General features: G+C 59.9%; 15 protein-coding genes and 1 CRISPR repeat array. Of the genes, 2 read left to right on the top strand and 13 right to left on the bottom strand.

All coding sequences use genetic code 11. From position 1 onward, the window contains the following. Positions 1-59: 59 nt before the first annotated feature. Positions 60-611: a CRISPR direct-repeat array (repeat unit 37 nt; unit sequence GTTTCAATCCTTGTTGTATTGGATTGGGTGTTGCGAC). A gap of 171 nt (positions 612-782) precedes the next feature. The 10 genes from cas4 to QZY07_RS09020 all read right to left on the bottom strand — a co-directional run bounded on the left by cas4 (position 783) and on the right by QZY07_RS09020 (position 11,202). Next, entirely contained in the window at positions 783-1,403 is a 621-nt protein-coding gene (gene cas4, locus QZY07_RS09065) for a CRISPR-associated protein Cas4 (RefSeq protein WP_295401742.1), read from the bottom strand. 422 nt (positions 1,404-1,825) lie between these two features. Beyond that, on the bottom strand, positions 1,826-2,131 hold the full coding sequence (gene cas2 / locus QZY07_RS09060; RefSeq protein WP_014780681.1) for a CRISPR-associated endonuclease Cas2: 306 nt from the start codon (positions 2,129-2,131) through the stop codon (positions 1,826-1,828). Then, the gene (gene cas1, locus QZY07_RS09055) at positions 2,118-3,107 is read right to left on the bottom strand and encodes a CRISPR-associated endonuclease Cas1 (RefSeq protein ID WP_295401738.1); all 990 of its coding nucleotides are present in this window, start codon (positions 3,105-3,107) and stop codon (positions 2,118-2,120) included. The genes cas2 and cas1 overlap by 14 nt, the downstream gene beginning before the upstream one ends. Before the next feature lie 174 nt (positions 3,108-3,281). Next, positions 3,282-3,851 (bottom strand): Uma2 family endonuclease, encoded by a 570-nt coding sequence (locus QZY07_RS09050; protein ID WP_295401736.1) that lies wholly within the window; start codon positions 3,849-3,851, stop codon positions 3,282-3,284. 91 nt (positions 3,852-3,942) lie between these two features. After that, positions 3,943-4,626: a CRISPR-associated endonuclease Cas6 gene (locus QZY07_RS09045; protein ID WP_295401734.1), complete on the bottom strand. Its 684-nt coding sequence runs from the start codon at positions 4,624-4,626 to the stop codon at positions 3,943-3,945. After that, on the bottom strand, positions 4,614-6,977 hold the full coding sequence (gene cas3, locus QZY07_RS09040; RefSeq protein WP_295401732.1) for a CRISPR-associated helicase Cas3': 2,364 nt from the start codon (positions 6,975-6,977) through the stop codon (positions 4,614-4,616). Before cas3 ends, QZY07_RS09045 begins: the two co-directional genes overlap by 13 nt. Next, positions 6,974-7,705 (bottom strand): CRISPR-associated protein Cas5, encoded by a 732-nt coding sequence (gene cas5, locus QZY07_RS09035; RefSeq protein WP_295401730.1) that lies wholly within the window; start codon positions 7,703-7,705, stop codon positions 6,974-6,976. The genes cas3 and cas5 overlap by 4 nt, the downstream gene beginning before the upstream one ends. Continuing rightward, positions 7,702-8,715 carry a type I-B CRISPR-associated protein Cas7/Csh2 gene (gene cas7b, locus QZY07_RS09030; protein ID WP_295401728.1) on the bottom strand — a complete coding sequence of 338 codons (1,014 nt, stop codon included), beginning with the start codon at positions 8,713-8,715 and terminating at the stop codon, positions 7,702-7,704. Before cas7b ends, cas5 begins: the two co-directional genes overlap by 4 nt. Before the next feature lie 4 nt (positions 8,716-8,719). Then, on the bottom strand, positions 8,720-10,699 hold the full coding sequence (locus tag QZY07_RS09025) for a TM1802 family CRISPR-associated protein (RefSeq protein ID WP_295401726.1): 1,980 nt from the start codon (positions 10,697-10,699) through the stop codon (positions 8,720-8,722). Between the two features lie 62 nt (positions 10,700-10,761). Continuing rightward, the gene (locus QZY07_RS09020) at positions 10,762-11,202 is read right to left on the bottom strand and encodes a DUF29 domain-containing protein (RefSeq protein ID WP_295401724.1); all 441 of its coding nucleotides are present in this window, start codon (positions 11,200-11,202) and stop codon (positions 10,762-10,764) included. 161 nt (positions 11,203-11,363) lie between these two features. Here QZY07_RS09020 and QZY07_RS09015 point away from each other — a divergent pair, with 161 nt between their 5' ends. Together QZY07_RS09015 and QZY07_RS09010 are read left to right on the top strand one after the other, a co-directional pair. After that, positions 11,364-11,678 (top strand): DUF1778 domain-containing protein, encoded by a 315-nt coding sequence (locus QZY07_RS09015; RefSeq protein WP_295401722.1) that lies wholly within the window; start codon positions 11,364-11,366, stop codon positions 11,676-11,678. Further along, the gene (locus QZY07_RS09010; protein ID WP_295401720.1) at positions 11,647-12,120 is read left to right on the top strand and encodes an N-acetyltransferase; all 474 of its coding nucleotides are present in this window, start codon (positions 11,647-11,649) and stop codon (positions 12,118-12,120) included. The genes QZY07_RS09015 and QZY07_RS09010 overlap by 32 nt, the downstream gene beginning before the upstream one ends. Here the strand turns inward: QZY07_RS09010 and csx16 are convergent. Genes csx16 through cmr5 form a run of 3 tightly spaced genes read right to left on the bottom strand, consistent with a single transcriptional unit; the run spans position 12,117 to position 14,266 of the window. Then, the gene (csx16, locus tag QZY07_RS09005; protein ID WP_295401718.1) at positions 12,117-12,422 is read right to left on the bottom strand and encodes a CRISPR-associated protein Csx16; all 306 of its coding nucleotides are present in this window, start codon (positions 12,420-12,422) and stop codon (positions 12,117-12,119) included. The two genes, QZY07_RS09010 and csx16, sit on opposite strands and share 4 nt — an antisense overlap. A 15-nt stretch (positions 12,423-12,437) precedes the next feature. Then, positions 12,438-13,604, bottom strand: a complete 1,167-nt coding sequence (cmr6, locus tag QZY07_RS09000) for a type III-B CRISPR module RAMP protein Cmr6 (RefSeq protein WP_295401717.1) — start codon at positions 13,602-13,604, stop codon at positions 12,438-12,440. Continuing rightward, positions 13,601-14,266 (bottom strand): type III-B CRISPR module-associated protein Cmr5, encoded by a 666-nt coding sequence (cmr5, locus tag QZY07_RS08995; protein WP_295401716.1) that lies wholly within the window; start codon positions 14,264-14,266, stop codon positions 13,601-13,603. Before cmr5 ends, cmr6 begins: the two co-directional genes overlap by 4 nt. Between the last annotated feature and the right edge of the window lie 165 nt (positions 14,267-14,431).

Raw genomic sequence — 14,431 nt, 5'->3', positions numbered from 1 at the left:
TGTATTGGATTGGGTGTTGCGACCTGGAATGACATAATGTCCCGTCTTAGCACTAGGCTGTTTCAATCCTTGTTGTATTGGATTGGGTGTTGCGACCCCCCACATCACCCTCGGCCAACATTGGCAGGGAAACGTTTCAATCCTTGTTGTATTGGATTGGGTGTTGCGACAAGATGACCACGCCCAAGACTAGCGCCAAGACTAGCGCGTTTCAATCCTTGTTGTATTGGATTGGGTGTTGCGACATTTCCGATGAACAGATCGAGGCCGAGATCCTTGCGTTTCAATCCTTGTTGTATTGGATTGGGTGTTGCGACCGCGGCGATGCTGTTCGTTCCGTTCCCGGATGCCAGGTTTCAATCCTTGTTGTATTGGATTGGGTGTTGCGACCGACGGCGAGGGTTTCGAGGTTGCCCATGCCTTCCTGTTTCAATCCTTGTTGTATTGGATTGGGTGTTGCGACTCGATGTTGCGGAATGGGTCTGTCTTCCAGGTGTCCCGTTTCAATCCTTGTTGTATTGGATTGGGTGTTGCGACGGGATCGTCTTGATTGGTCTGTCGCCGATCCTTGCGGGTTTCAATCCTTGTTGTATTGGATTGGGTGTTGCGACTGCATTTTACCCATAAATCCCTCTAAATCAAAGAGATAGAAGAATTTAGCGGAGTCTTTTTTAGGCATGTTCCCCCTTTTTTTCACGCGAAAGAACCTTTTTTGGCCCTGTTTTACATCGAAAAAGTCGAGTTTTAACGATGAGAATCAATTTGTTATCGCAGGCTCGACGCTAGACGCAAATATTTTTGTAGCAACAGTCCTCGCACCGGAGGCGCGAGGAGGTCCGTGCCGGCAAACGTCCGGTCTGGATAATATCGAAGATCTGCCCGATTAACGAGCGCGTTCGGGCCATGGCAGCTTCGGTGACGGCGACTTCGAGGAGCTGACTGCCATCCCGGATATAGGCCAGGTAGCCGCGCGTCACCGGCTGTCGATAGACCTCCTGAATCAGCATGGCGTAGAGGATGATCTGCGTTTCGTGCGTTTTGAAGACGGTTTCCCGCGATTCGGTATATTTGTAGTCGAGGGGCGCTAGGCTGCCATCTTTCAGCCATAGGATTTCATCCACGATACCGCGTAATCGCAAGGCGGGCGATGCCAGATAGACTTCGATTTCACGCTTGACCGCGCCGATCTTGCGACGCAGATAGTCGCGGTTTTCCGTGGCCCGCCGCCGATGCACCTCGCGGCCCTTCTGGACCTTGAAGCGCGTTTCTTCATGCTGCGGGATATTCTGGACGTTCATGAACCAGGTGAAGCGTGGACAATACACATGCTCCAGCACCTCCGATGGCGTGATCATCGGGGTGCGCTCGGTGTCCAGCGACCAATTGCCGGTGGGTTCGGCCATCGTATTCCTCGTGAGAAACCCCGCCCTCTTCGACGGTGCTCAGGGTTGGGAGGGCGGGCGTTGTTGCGGTTTCCGATCGATGGCCGCAAACGCTGTGACGGTGGAGATCATTCAACGTCCAACGTCGCCGTTCTTCATTGCTGGTTGGTTTTGACTTGGCGCTGTCGGCTTGACCGGGCGCCCCAAGCTCGGGATGTTGGTACCCTCGATGGGATGGTACAAGCGGCCATCGCGCAAAATATAGGATGGTCGCACTTTCGACTCGACCGTGGTTCCGGGAATGGTTTGATAGAGTCGAATATCGCGGTTTCTCGATCCGCGGCTGTCTTCTCGGTCGCGATGATAGCGACCTTGCGAGTCACTCCATCCGGCGTTCGCCGTCGTGACGGCGCAGAACAACAGGATGATGGCTTGGAGCTTGTTCATAGGAATAACGCTCGCACTTCATCGGTGACCAGTTTTTTGTCAAAGGCTTGTCCGAGAAGAATGACTTTTTTGAAATCGCCCTCGCACATCGGGAAGAGATAGACCGAATCGACCTCTGCATCGGCGAGTTCCTCGATTTGCAGTCGCAATTCATCCAGCCGGTTGCGTTCGAGGGTTCCCAGAAAAACCGATTTCTGCACGCGGTAGAGGCCGGCTTCCTTGCACCGCTTGGCGATTTTGGTGCGCGGTTTGTCTTCGACGATGTCATAGATGATCCACACCAGCGTCTCAGTCGTCTTCATCGGTCGGTCTCCCAATCCATTCGTTGGCCAGGCGGTGACAATCCAGTTGCACGGTCTCGCGCCGTTTGATGTTGCGATTGCGGTAGCGAATGCTTTCGTCGAGATACTCGCCAAAGCGTTCCATCAAGACGGCTTTACCGGGTTTATTGAGGATGAGGCCGTTTTGTAATGGGTCGAACATGTCCGGCTTGACTTTGCGGGCGGCAAACAGTCCCACGACCGTTTCATCGGCCCAGATGCGGTAACACTCGATCAGGTCGAAGACGAGCGATTTCTTCTGATAATGGTCGGTATGCACAAAACCGACGTAAGGATCGAGCCCGGCGAGGATGCAAGCGCGTTCGACCGTGCTATAGAGGACGCCATAGGCATAATTCAACAGGCAATTAAATTCGTCCTTGGCGGGATTGCGCGAACGCGCGGCGAACTGGAAATTGTCGGGGAGCAGTAGATTGACGGCTTCCCAGTAGGTCCGTCCCGCCCGGCCCTCGTAGCCCATGATCGTTCCTCGCACCTCGTCCAGGTCGCCGGCGACCGCTTCGAGCGACGTGCGCAGAGCGATGAGGGCATCGCTCTTTTCGGTCAGGGACGCGGACAGACGGGTCCGGCGCTGGCGCGCTTCGCGCAAAAAGTCGATCTGGTTGTCGAATTTTCGCAGCAACCAGCCCAACGCGAGACGCAAACCTTTTTCCGTATCCGCCAGGCGCAACTGTTCGCGACGAATCGCGGTGGTCGAGCCGGGTCGACCGTGCCAGACACGTCCGTAGGGGTGCCCGACCTGATCGAGAAAGACGATATCGATGTTTTTTTCGATCGCCAGTTGAATGGCGTCGGTCGAGAGACTGGCGCCAGTGGTGATGAGGATCGAGCGCACCTTGCGCGAGGAAACTTCTTGTTTTTGTTCTTTCACCTTGATCAGGAACATCTCGCCCTGCCGGTGAAGATAGGTGCCGAAGGTGGTTAGAATCAGGTCCATGCGTGCTCCTGTCGGTGATTTGATTGCGGTCGTCCCGTGATCTGCGTTTCTCCCCTCACCCCAACCCCTCCCCGCTGGGGAGGGGGCTTTTTTTGACATTGAATTGTTAAAGAACTGGAACACCGATCAGCCGGCTTCCTGTCGCGAGACCGCTCCCTTTGAACGATTTTGCCGCTATTGAACTTTGTCGTAGATGTCGGCAAGGCGCAAAGTGCCGTCGATGGCGGCGATGTCGATTTGCGCATCGAGTCCATGATGGTCGCTCATGATCCAGCGACCATCCGGCTCGCGGGTATAGAGTTCCGCTTGCGGTCGGTGCTGGGCGACCAGCAGATAGGCGCAGAGACTCGGCAGATGTCGATAGAGCGCGAATTTATCGCCGCGATCATAGGCTTCAGTCGATTTGGATAACACCTCCACAATCAGAATGGGATTGCGCACGACATCGCGGCGCTGATCGTGAAAGTCAGGCGCATCGCAGATCACCAGCACATCGGGATAACAGCAGGCATCCGCCGTCGCGATGCGGACTTTCAGATCGTTGGCATAGACGCGGCAGGGGCGGCCTTTCATCTGTCCATGCAGGCTGGCGACGATGTTCGTCACGATCAGATTATGCGGCTCAGTCGCGCCAGTCATGGCGAAGACCTCGCCGGCGACGTATTCGGTGCGTTCTTCCAGGCGTTCGCGCTCGTCGGTTAGCCAATCTTCAAATTCATAACGCGATTGCGGATTCAGTGCCATTGGATGGATGCTCCTGTTGAGAGTTCACAGATTGCTTCTTTCGCCGCTCGCCCCAAACCCTCCCTGCTGGGGAGATGGGTCGGGGGGCGCATCAGATCGCCACCAGCTCGCCATAGCCGTGACTGACCGCATGACCGAAGGCAAAACCCGCAGGCAGAATGGCGTTGGCGACCATGACGCCGCTCAGTCCAAACAGCGATTCGCCCTTGTAATGACAGGTCTGGCGGTCAAGCTGGATCAGGCTGGCGTACAGCCGTTGGGTAAAGGCGACATCCAGTCCGCGCAGCGCGATCAGCAGATTGGCAACGAGCAGGCGGTCGCGTTCGTCGCGCCGTTCGCGCTCGGCGAGGGTGCGATAGCGTCGATAGTTGTCCTGGTTGAACAGCAGCACCGGCGTCTGTATCCGGTAATACGCGAGGCGGTCGCCAATGGCGAATTGACCGTGCGTCAGAGTCAGGGCGGCATCGGTCACGGCGACCGTGTCCTCGCCAAGCCGCAGCGCGAGATCCAGCCAGGGCAGGCCGAGCAACCGGCTCGCGGCGTCGCCCCAGCCGAGAATCAAACCCCGCCCGTCGCGCCAGCGGTACTGAATCTGCGGATAGCGATACAGTACCTTGCCGGTCGCCGGATCATGCTGATGAAAGAGATCATCGTCACGAAAGGCCGTGGCCAGCGCCCCGCGTAACTGCCGGGTGCGCGTTTCGCCCCCGCCGGAGAGATCGCGGTCCCAGTGCAGTTCGACCTGGGCGAGGGGGATTTGGGCTAGAGGATGCATGTGGCGGGGTCTTCCTCGTCGAGTCGTAAATCAAGCCCGCTGTCGGGATGGTAGTAACCGGGCTTGAGCAGCCAGAATGGCCCGATCGGTTCGGCGTAATCTTCGGGATGAAAACCCTGGCGGGCGTAGACGGTCACGGTGCGCTGCTGGAGCGCGGCGGCCAGTTGGCGCAGGGCTTCGCGTCGGTCCCAGCGATCCTTGACCGTAAGCGCGGCTTCCAGATCGCGGCGTAGCCCGCCTTCTTCCTCGTTCATGACCAGAAAACTCTCTTGCTTGACCTTGCCGCGCAACAGGGTTTGCACATCCGGTATCTCTTCCCAACGGGCAAAGGCATTGGTTAAGTCCGCGCCGGTGTTCTTGCGGGTTTTGATCAGATCGAAGTAGCCTTGACCCAGCGCCAGCACAGCTTCCTCGCCGAGCGACTCCGGCTGTCCGGCCAGCACCTCGCGGGCGATATCCAGCAACACCGGGTCATAGATCATGCCGGCGTAGTCCTTGCCTTTGGGCGTGACCAGCGACACGATTTCGACGCTGCCGCCGTATTCGCCCAGCCCGTTATTCCGGTTGCAACGCCCCGCGACCTGAATCAGGGCGTCCAACGGCGCGAAATCGCGGATCACGATGTCCATGTCGATATCGACGCCGGCCTCAATGGTTTGCGTTGACACGACGACACAGGGCTTGCCCTTGTCGATAGCTCGGTTGAGTTCCTTGATCGCGGAAATTTTGACCAACCGATCGCGCGGCGTGACATCGGCACTGATGAGCCAGACGGGAACCGTGTCAGGCAGCGATTCCGTCACCGCCCGCCAGATCGCCCTGGCGCTCGCGCGGGTGTTGAGCGTGATCAGCACCTGCCGACCGGCGGCCTGCCAGTGCTGCAAACGTGGCCGCAATTCGGCGATGAAGCGGTCGATGTCCTGGGGTTGACGATGCAGGAAGATCAGACGATACCGCTTGAAGTGGCTGAAGATGCTGGCGACCCGCGCGGTATCTCCCGCCAGTTCGCGCGCGCCGGTCAGGAGTGCCGGTTGGGTCGCCGACATCAGCAGAATGCGACTGTTGCCCTCTTCGGTGAGCGCCCGCAGCGTGCGATCCACCAGATCCCAGAGTCGGCACGGCAGTGTTTGCACCTCGTCCAGCACGATCACGGCATCCATCAGGACATGACCGCGCATCTGATGCTTGGTACGCGGCGACAGCAGCGCCAGCAGCAGTTGATCGAAGGTCGTGACGATCACCTCGGAGCGCCAGGTTTCCAGATAAAAGCGGGTATAGGCGGCGCCAAGCGTTGCGCCTTCCAGTTCGTATTCACGGTGCGAGAGCGAATGACTGGCCAGCAGGCGCTCGGATTGCGCGGTGCTGTCTGGATCGAGTCCAAGCAGACGGCGATATTCCTGCTCGGTTTGATCGACAATGGAGAGAAATGGCAGCGCAATGACGATGCGTGGCGGCGGACCCGATTGCGCCAGCCTGTCGCGCTGGGTGAGCGCCCAACTCGCGGCGAGGAGCGTCTTGCCGGTCCCGGTCGGCAGGGTCAGGGTGCAGCAGGGGTGATCCGCGTTTGCTTCGGCGGCAAGCTGAACGCGGAGTTGCTTGCGTAAGGCGTTCAGCGGGGTGTCCGGCAGCCCCGCCAGACGTTCGTCGACACAGGCGGGTGTTAGCGACGGGCGCGATGGCTGGAAATAGCGCCTGACATCCTCCTCGCGCAGCGCCAGACATGCCTTGTCCGCTTCCAGCAACAGCGAAAACAGGAATTGCGTCCAGAGCCGGAAACGCATCGCCTCGGCAACGGGCAAGGCATGCAGGCGTTCGGCAACGCGCTGACGGCGAAACAGCCAGCGCCGCGCCTCCTCGAAGTCGCCGGCAATCCCGGAGAGCGGCAAACCGCTGGCCTGTTCCAACGCCGCGTGGTTAAGCGCCGCCCATTGCGCCAGCAATGAATCGCCTTCATCCAGTCGTAGCCGGTTTTCCAGATAATCCAAGGTTGCAAAACCGGCGTGATGACCGGCGATCGCCTGCGTCAGGGCCAATGCCGTGAGCGCATCCCAGTCCTGATGTTTCGCCCATAACAACGCCAGCGCCGCCGACAGCGCCGAGTGCTCCTTGGCATGTGCGTCGCCGCGATACTTGACCGGATCGCGGATGTACTCCTGAAATGCCGGGCTCCCCTTGCCGAGATCGTGCCCGCGAATCAGCGTATCCAGCACGGCGGCGGTTTCCGGACGACGGTCGCGGACGGATGGCGAATGTCCTGCAAACAGAAACTCCGCTGCCGCGCGCACCTGCGCGAGGTGCTGACTCAACTGGAGCGTCGGTTGATAATGCGACAGCAGCGGCGTATCACTCATAAAAATAAGCCTCTCCAATCATTGCTTTGCCATGCGCAATCCGTTTCGACCGTGAACGGTTGACCGCGATGTTCGAGAAAATAGGGCGCATGGCTGAACACGCGGTTGGCGTTGACCTGACGCGGCAGCCGCAAGAGATGCACCCCCAATGTCTCTTCCGCCACCAGTTGCGCCCGATCCGCCGGACATAGCCCCTGCACCGGATACCGCCCGAACGGGAGTGGCGTTGCCGGTTGACAGCCGAGAAATTCGACCTCCGATAACAGTTCCGACAGGCCCATGCAGGGCGTGAAATGCCAGCGCCGCTGTTCGATGCGCGCCACGAGTTCGGCGAACCGCGCCGGTTGTTCCGGCCAGGCGATGTGCAGCCGGTACTCTGGTTGCAGCAGCCATTCCTGACGATGCAGCGCCGCTTTTTCTGGCGCGGGATTCTCGCTGCCGCGTTGATTGCGCTTGATTTCCAGAGGCAGCGCCGTCGGTGGGTCTTTGCGCAACTTGACCCGATGCCAGAACCGGGCGGGCACCGCGCCACTGACGGCAACCCGTACTTCCGCTAAATCCGTCGCCAACGCATCCTTCTCCAGCCCCAGAATTGCGGCCAGTAATCCCAGCACCGTCGTGCGCGGCGGCGCGGGATAAGTCAGGGCGTTGACGTTTGCCTCGGCGCGGAGAAAGTGACCGTATTTCGCTGACCAGCGAACGCTGAGGATGTCCATACTCTCGCTCACGCCGGTTGGTCGAAACCAAGCGCCAGCCAGTCATTCGGCAGTGCGGCGGCACAGATCAGATCGGGCGAGACTTCATAACGCACCTGTGCAATCCGCGCATGTTGACCGGCGAGCCGCTCCAATAACCGCGACAGATCGACACGATAGTCATCAGGCGATGCCCAGGCGCGTTCGGGCTTGCCGGCGGCGGGCTGCAATTTGACGTAATCCATCAGGTTGCCGAATTGAAATTCTTCGCCGGGCCGATAGTCGACCGACACCAGGAGACGCGGCACCTGACCGATCTTGGTGCGGGTGTTGCCCGCCGAGCGCACCCCGTTCCAGAGCGCCAGCAGCAGCGCGTTGTAATCGGCATCGCTCAGGCGCGATTTTTTCGCGGAATGCTCGTTCGCCACGCCGTGAAACGCGATCAGGGCATAACGCAGCGCGGCGTAATTGGTGAAGGTACCCTGACCCTTTTCCTCGTCGCTGCCGAAGACCGACGTCCCCTGGATTTGGATTTCCTCGGCCTCGTGCAACACCTCGCCCATGTTGAACTGCACCGCGCCCGTCAGGGTTTTCGGAATGGGTTTCGGCTTCCACTCCGTCGGCTTTTTCTTCGCTTTCGCTTCTTTTGGCTCCAGTTGCAATTCATCCTGCGATTCGGGAGCCTCATCCTCCTTCTGTCCCTTGAAGGCCAGCGAGGAGCCGAAACACCGCGCATCGATAAAGCTGTCCAGCAGAATGTTGACCAGTTCCTCGCCATCCGCCTTGGCTTTACCGATCTTTTCCAGATGATGCGCCACGCGCCCGGTCAGATTAGTAGTGCGCCCCTCGATGTTGCCGACCAGAATGCCCTGGCCTTGCGCCGCCCAATAATCGCGGGCAAAGCGTTTCAGGCGCACGTCGGTGACATAAAAGCGACCGTCCGGCAGGCTGCGCGGGCGGTTTTCGTCCGGGTCGCCGTTGGGGTTGCCCATGCGGATGTCGTACAGAAATAGGATTTCGCGGCGGGACGTCAATGTGGTCATCGGATTACTCCTTGGTGTTCTTGGCTTTAGAAGGCAGCACGTCAACCGTGACCGATTGACCGAGCAGCAGGAAATAACAGGTCGCCGTCTGGTCAAGCCCAATCGCATCGCCGAGCGATTGTCCGCCGAGCCGCCCCAGATCCTTCACGATGGCGCGGACATCGGCGCTGGCCTCAACCTCGTAGGTCATGAGTTTCTCGCGGATTTTGCAATACAAATCAGGTAGATCGCGCCCATCGAGATGGAGCCGCTTGAGCCAGGTCAATGCGTTTGACGCCACGTTGACGCCCCGCGCTGACTGCACTTGCAACACCTTTCCGTAGAGAATGCCGAGCAAAAAGGTGAACGCCTTTTCGCGGGTATCGAGACCGGAACCGGTCTGAAAATACGGCTTGAGCACCGGTAAACCCGGTTCGAAATTCAGCGGTTCAGTCGTCGCGGCCATCGGTAAGACTCCAATTGAATCAAGATAATAGATCAGCCGCGCCAGATGCCTGACCCAGCCGGCAAGCGTCCAATAACGGGTTTGTTTGTTCCCCTTTTCGCTATATCCCTCATACAGTAAGCCACCGACATTGCCGGAATTCGCCATGTCGTCGAGACGCCAGCGGGCCGTCGTCAGCAATTCGCGCCACAGTCCCGCCGTGGCTTTGCCGAGCGGTACGCCGTGATAGATCGCCTCCACCAGTTGCCGCTTGATCGTGAACAACTGGCTGCTTTCATTGGCCTTGGCAGCGCGTTTGCCGCCGGGACGTTTGAGGAGCGCCAGCAGCATATTCAGAGGCAGATCGAAATCCGCCTCCGGCATGGCATAACGCGGCGCGAGCGGATGTTGCCAGGCATTCGCCTCTCGATTGGTCTTGCTCAGTGCGCGCAACCGCGACGGCAACACGTCCGTCACCACGCCGCGCACGTCATCGACCACCTGTCCGAACGTCGCCCATAGAAGATGCACCACCACCTGCGCGTCCGGTCGATCCTGAACGAACTCCAGTAAATCGCCCTCGTGCGACCCCATCTTGGCACCGCCGTTTTCAAGGCTCCTCAGATACTTGCGCCAGTCTTCCAGAAACTGCCGTTTACCGGATTCGTTGCCGAGCAGACTGGGCAGCATCAACGCCTTGTCGCCCGCGACGACGCTGACAAACTGTTGACTCAGCAAATGATTTTTGAAGATATACAGCAGGTCGGCGCAATCCAGACACAACCCATACCCCTTCCAGGCTTGCCCGGTATCCAGGTTCGGAAAGGCACCGGCCCGGTCCATGTTGGCGAAGTTGAGCCCGGTGCCGCGCAGATTGGGATAGAGGGTGACGCCGGTTGCGCCGCACAAGGGACAGTCCGCCGGACTGTGGGCTTGCGCTGCGCTGGTTATGTATTTGTCAGCCAAGGTTTGAGCCAAATAAGCATGATATTCAGCGCAATCGCCTGGCCAACGCCCAGCGAGATCCACGACACATAGAAACACCGTTCCCTTTTCAGGAATCAAGCGAATGGCCGCAGCCAGCACATGAGGATCGGATTGATCAGACCCGATGAGGTAGGATTTATCGCTAAAGATCAAAACTTGACTACGAAACAGGGTTTCGTGGATTGCCCTGAAATAAGCACCCCATGCGGCTTGTTCTCGTCCACGTTCGGCAAAGCTCTTCTCTGTCAGTGCTTGAGTGTTGAGCGTAGGCCCAGTTGTCCCCTTCGTTAGGGTGCGCTTCATGACAGGGCCGATCGCAGCGACTCTCGACATCACAAAAGGCAGTCGTCGCGCCTTAGCGGCATCTACATCTTCCGCCCACATTTTGACTGTGCCGGGCTTATCAAGCATGGATTGCAGCAGGTAAACACGGGAAATTTTCTCCGAATCTTCCACCAGCAGAGGTGTTAGTTGTCCGCCATGCCGGGCGCGGATGTCGCCCAAGCCAAGGCAGGATTCCCCACACCGTCGGTTCAGTTCCAAAAGCGCCAACTCCCGCATGGCTTGCAACATCTTTGTCGTCTCCTCGTGTCTATTGGCTGAAACCGCTTCGTTTAGAGTCACGGCGCAATTGCTTATGCCGGCCACTCCTCGTCGAGGATCTGCTCCAACATAAATGGACAGTGTGCAGGAAAGGTTGCGAGTGGCAGCCCCATTTCATCCGCCGCCCGCCGACGCGCACCCGGATACGTCGCGTCGACCAGTGCGGTCAACTGGTGGCACAGACTGGGGCTGTCGGTCAGGATCCAACCCAGTTCCTGACGCGCATCGTGGAGGGCGCAGCGCCAGGTCTTTCCCTGCCAGTCGGGCAGATGCTGACCTTCGAGCAGATGCAGCAGGATAGTTGCCAGTTGATGACTGATCAGGCGGCGGTCGCGCTTGCCCATGCTCTCGATTTCCTCGGCCAGATTCATCGCGTCGATGCGTTGCAGTGCCCCTTGCCGCAAGTGTTGCGCCTGTTGCTGTGTCCACAGAAAGAAATCTTCCTCATAGAGCGCGGCTGTCGTGGATTGCATTCGGAGCCTCTTCCGCGTTCGATCCATGCTCGTCATTTCACGCTCACACGCGCGGTTTGTCTGTTTTCGCAAGCTTGCGAGTCAATCCAACCGGGAAAAAATTGGCGCCATTTTGGCGACACTGCTATGTTGATCGGATCCAGATCTCCAGAGGCCCCGTCATGACATCCACGGCCAGTTCTAAACCGCTCGAACGCATCGGGGCACGCGTGCCGCCCGAGGTCTTTCGGACCCTGCACCGCGCCGCCGCACTGACCGGAGCCACACTCAACCAATTTCTGGTGCAGGCGGCACTCAAGGAAGCGCAGGCGGTCATCGCGCGCGAGCAGACCCTGAGGCTCTCCCAGCGCGACGCCGAGCGTTTGCTCGACCTGTTGGAAAACCCACCCCCACCGAACCCCGCCCTCGCCGCCGCCCAGGCCCGTTACCAGGAATTGAAACGCGATGCGGATTCAGGCTTTCACTGGCAGCCATGATCGGCAGGGCTTCGAGTGCGGGCGTCCGGAACTCAACGACTGGCTCGCGAAGGTCGCCCGCCAGCATCAGGACAAAGGCTTGTCGAAGACCTTTGTTGCCGTCCAAGAGGCGGCGCCCGCGAGCATTCTCGGTTACTACGCCCTGACACTCACCGAAGTGGATCCCCGCGCCCTGCCGGTGACCTTGGCGAAAAAACTGCCACGCATCATCCCCGGTGTGCGTCTCGGGCGTCTGGCAGTCGCTCGCCACCAGCAGGGCAAGCGGCTGGGCGAACTGTTGTTGATGGATGCCATGGAACGCGTTCGAGCCGTCCGCGAACAGGCCGGTGCCGTGGGTCTGTTCGTGGACGCGCTCGACGCGCAAGCGGCGGGGTTTTATGTCCGCTATGGCGCGGTGGCCTTTCTCGATGCGCCGCTGAAGCTGTTTTTGCCGGTGCATTAGGGGTCGCTTATCCTGATGCGCTGGACCCGATAGCGCTCGATCCGCGCTCCGCACGCGCGCATCTGCTCGGCGGTGAGTTCCCGCCCCCGCAGCGCCGCCGGCAGGTCGAGCGACAGGTGCAGATAACGTCCGCCGCGCGCGCAGACCTCGGCCACCAGGTTGACCGGCAGCGAGCCGATCAGGGTATCGCCGGGCGTGATGATGGCGGGGTCGAGATGGTCGATGATCCGATCGACGGAGATGCCTTCCTCGTCCGCCCAGGCGCAGGCGCCGGGGTGGCGGGAGATGAAATAGGTGGTCATGCTCGCCGCTTCCGGTCAGTCCTTGAGCCAACTCATCACGAGCAGGGTGTTCTGATGCTCGCGATCCTTCTCAGGCTTCTTGGCCTGCGATTGCGGTTTCCACTGGCCTTTCGCGTCTTTCATGCGGCGCTCCAGCCACTGGGCGACGCGCTGTTTATCTTCGCCCTGCCAGTGGCCGCTTTTCAACAGGCCGATGAGGTAGACGATGTCGGTCTGCCCCTTGTCCGCGCGACCGCCGAGCGTTTCGGCCAGCATGCGCTCGAAGGGATCCATGTCTTCCAGTTCCGTTTGGCGCGCGACGTGTTGTTGCTGGATTCGGGCCGCTTCGCGCTGGCGTTGTTCCGTCGCCGCGGCGATCTGTTGTAAGTCTTCGGTGTCCTTGGGCTTCTCGGCCATGACGCCATAGCCCACCGCAGTTTTGGCGCCGGCGCCCAACCACTCCAGCGCCTGTTTCAGGGCGGCGAAGACGGCATCGAGTTCAGCGGCGAATTCTTTGTTACGCGGGGCGATGCCAAAGAGCAGCTTGGGCTTCTTGGCGACCAGAAAGGGGACCGGCACCGGGGCGTGCCAGTCGGCGGGGATTTTATCCGGTTCGCGTCGCCAGTCCGCGATCTCGCCGCCCTGTTCGTACCATTTACCCAGGTGCGGAGTCATGACATCGGCGACGAGATTGACGGGTTCGATGGGCAGAGCGTCGAAGAACAGGAAACCGCCGGCCTGCTTGAGAGTACCGAACCAGGTGTCTAGCCGTTGCTGGCGTTGCTCGCTTCGGGGATCGCCCAGCGACTCGTCCCAGATCTCGACCCAGGCCCGCACCAATCCCTTGACCCCGCTGCCCGCGAGATAAGGCACGCCGAGCGTGGAATGCCAGGCCAGACCGTTTTCGACCGGATGCGGGAGCCCCAAGCCGGTGGCGAAATGCCAGTCGGTTTGAAACACCGCGCCGCGTCCGCCGAGCGCTGTTATCAGCGCCAGGTGTCGCTGGGCGGCCTGATCGAGCTGATCGCGGTCGCCGGTGGGTTTGGCGTTGTCCTTGACCCAGCCTGCCTTGCCTTCATCGGGGATTTTCCATTGATCCCGATCGTCGTAGCGATCGAAAAAGCGGTCGTACCAGAGTCCGCGATGGCCACCGTCGGGCAGGGCGGGCGGGGCTTGGTGGTCGTGATAGAGCGGCAGGATCATGGGGCGTTTCTCCCCTCACCCCAACCCCCTTCGGCTCCGCTCAGGCCAGGCCTCTCCCCGCTGGGGAGAGGGGCTTCCTCCTCCTCGCGGGCCAGGAAGGCGCTGGCGAGTTTTTTCACCCAGTCGAGAAACAGCAGCGACTCGATTTGCGCGGCGAGATAGGCGTCCTGATCGGATTGGGTGATGGCGGTGAGCAGGTCAGGCCGACCTTTAAACGGCTGTTCAGGTTTGGCGAGCCAGTCGCCGAGCAGTTTGTAGAGCTGGAAATAGAGGTGTCCCTCGCCCTTGCGCCGGTAGAACGCCGCCGTCTGGCCTAAGCCGTTGGCGCGGATCATGAACGGCATGGTGCTGGCGTGGCTGTTGAATTCCTTTTGCTTTTTCTGATCGTCTTGCCATTTTTCCGCCAGCGCGCGAATCCGCTCCAACGCAAATCTAGCGCGTTCCTGTTGCGGGTTGCCCTGCGGGAGGCGGGTAGCCTGCCCGCTGGCGGGCGAGACGCCCGCCCCCCGATCAGTTGGGGTGACGGATGGCTTAGGCGTGATCGGCGCCGCTGTCGTCTCCGCGACAACAACCGCCGCTGTCGTCTGCTCCGCGCGTTTTGCCTGTTGTTCTGCCGCCTCGCGTTCTTTTTTACGCCGTTGTGCGTCGTAGCTTTTAGCCATCGCTCAACCCTCCGCCCGCTGAATCGTCACCTTGCACCAGCCCATGCCGACGGTTTCGTTGCCACCGAGTTGCAGATAGGGGCGCTGGAAGAGTTCATCGGCGAGATGCGCCAGTACTTCGGCAGCCGTCTTGTTCGAGTCTTTCGCCCGCGCCGCCTGTGCCTG

It is taken from the genome of uncultured Thiocystis sp., assembly GCF_903866365.1.
Classification (GTDB): Bacteria; Pseudomonadota; Gammaproteobacteria; order Chromatiales; family Chromatiaceae; genus Chromatium.
Note: the sequence above shows the minus strand (reverse complement) of the source record. Positions and strands in the feature narration are given on the sequence as shown.

Bases quoted from the DNA above. Each gene is read 5' to 3' on its own strand.
- cas4 (WP_295401742.1), bottom strand. From the start codon at position 1,403: ATGGCCGAACCCACCGGCAATTGGTCGCTGGACACCGAGCGCACCCCG.
- cas2 (WP_014780681.1), bottom strand. From the start codon at position 2,131: ATGAAGACGACTGAGACGCTGGTGTGGATCATCTATGACATCGTCGAA.
- cas1 (WP_295401738.1), bottom strand. From the start codon at position 3,107: ATGGACCTGATTCTAACCACCTTCGGCACCTATCTTCACCGGCAGGGC.
- QZY07_RS09050 (WP_295401736.1), bottom strand. From the start codon at position 3,851: ATGGCACTGAATCCGCAATCGCGTTATGAATTTGAAGATTGGCTAACC.
- QZY07_RS09045 (WP_295401734.1), bottom strand. From the start codon at position 4,626: ATGCATCCTCTAGCCCAAATCCCCCTCGCCCAGGTCGAACTGCACTGG.
- cas3 (WP_295401732.1), bottom strand. From the start codon at position 6,977: ATGAGTGATACGCCGCTGCTGTCGCATTATCAACCGACGCTCCAGTTG.
- cas7b (WP_295401728.1), bottom strand. From the start codon at position 8,715: ATGACCACATTGACGTCCCGCCGCGAAATCCTATTTCTGTACGACATC.
- QZY07_RS09025 (WP_295401726.1), bottom strand. From the start codon at position 10,699: ATGTTGCAAGCCATGCGGGAGTTGGCGCTTTTGGAACTGAACCGACGG.
- QZY07_RS09020 (WP_295401724.1), bottom strand. From the start codon at position 11,202: ATGCAATCCACGACAGCCGCGCTCTATGAGGAAGATTTCTTTCTGTGG.
- QZY07_RS09015 (WP_295401722.1), top strand. From the start codon at position 11,364: ATGACATCCACGGCCAGTTCTAAACCGCTCGAACGCATCGGGGCACGC.
- QZY07_RS09010 (WP_295401720.1), top strand. From the start codon at position 11,647: ATGCGGATTCAGGCTTTCACTGGCAGCCATGATCGGCAGGGCTTCGAG.
- csx16 (WP_295401718.1), bottom strand. From the start codon at position 12,422: ATGACCACCTATTTCATCTCCCGCCACCCCGGCGCCTGCGCCTGGGCG.
- cmr6 (WP_295401717.1), bottom strand. From the start codon at position 13,604: ATGATCCTGCCGCTCTATCACGACCACCAAGCCCCGCCCGCCCTGCCC.
- cmr5 (WP_295401716.1), bottom strand. From the start codon at position 14,266: ATGGCTAAAAGCTACGACGCACAACGGCGTAAAAAAGAACGCGAGGCG.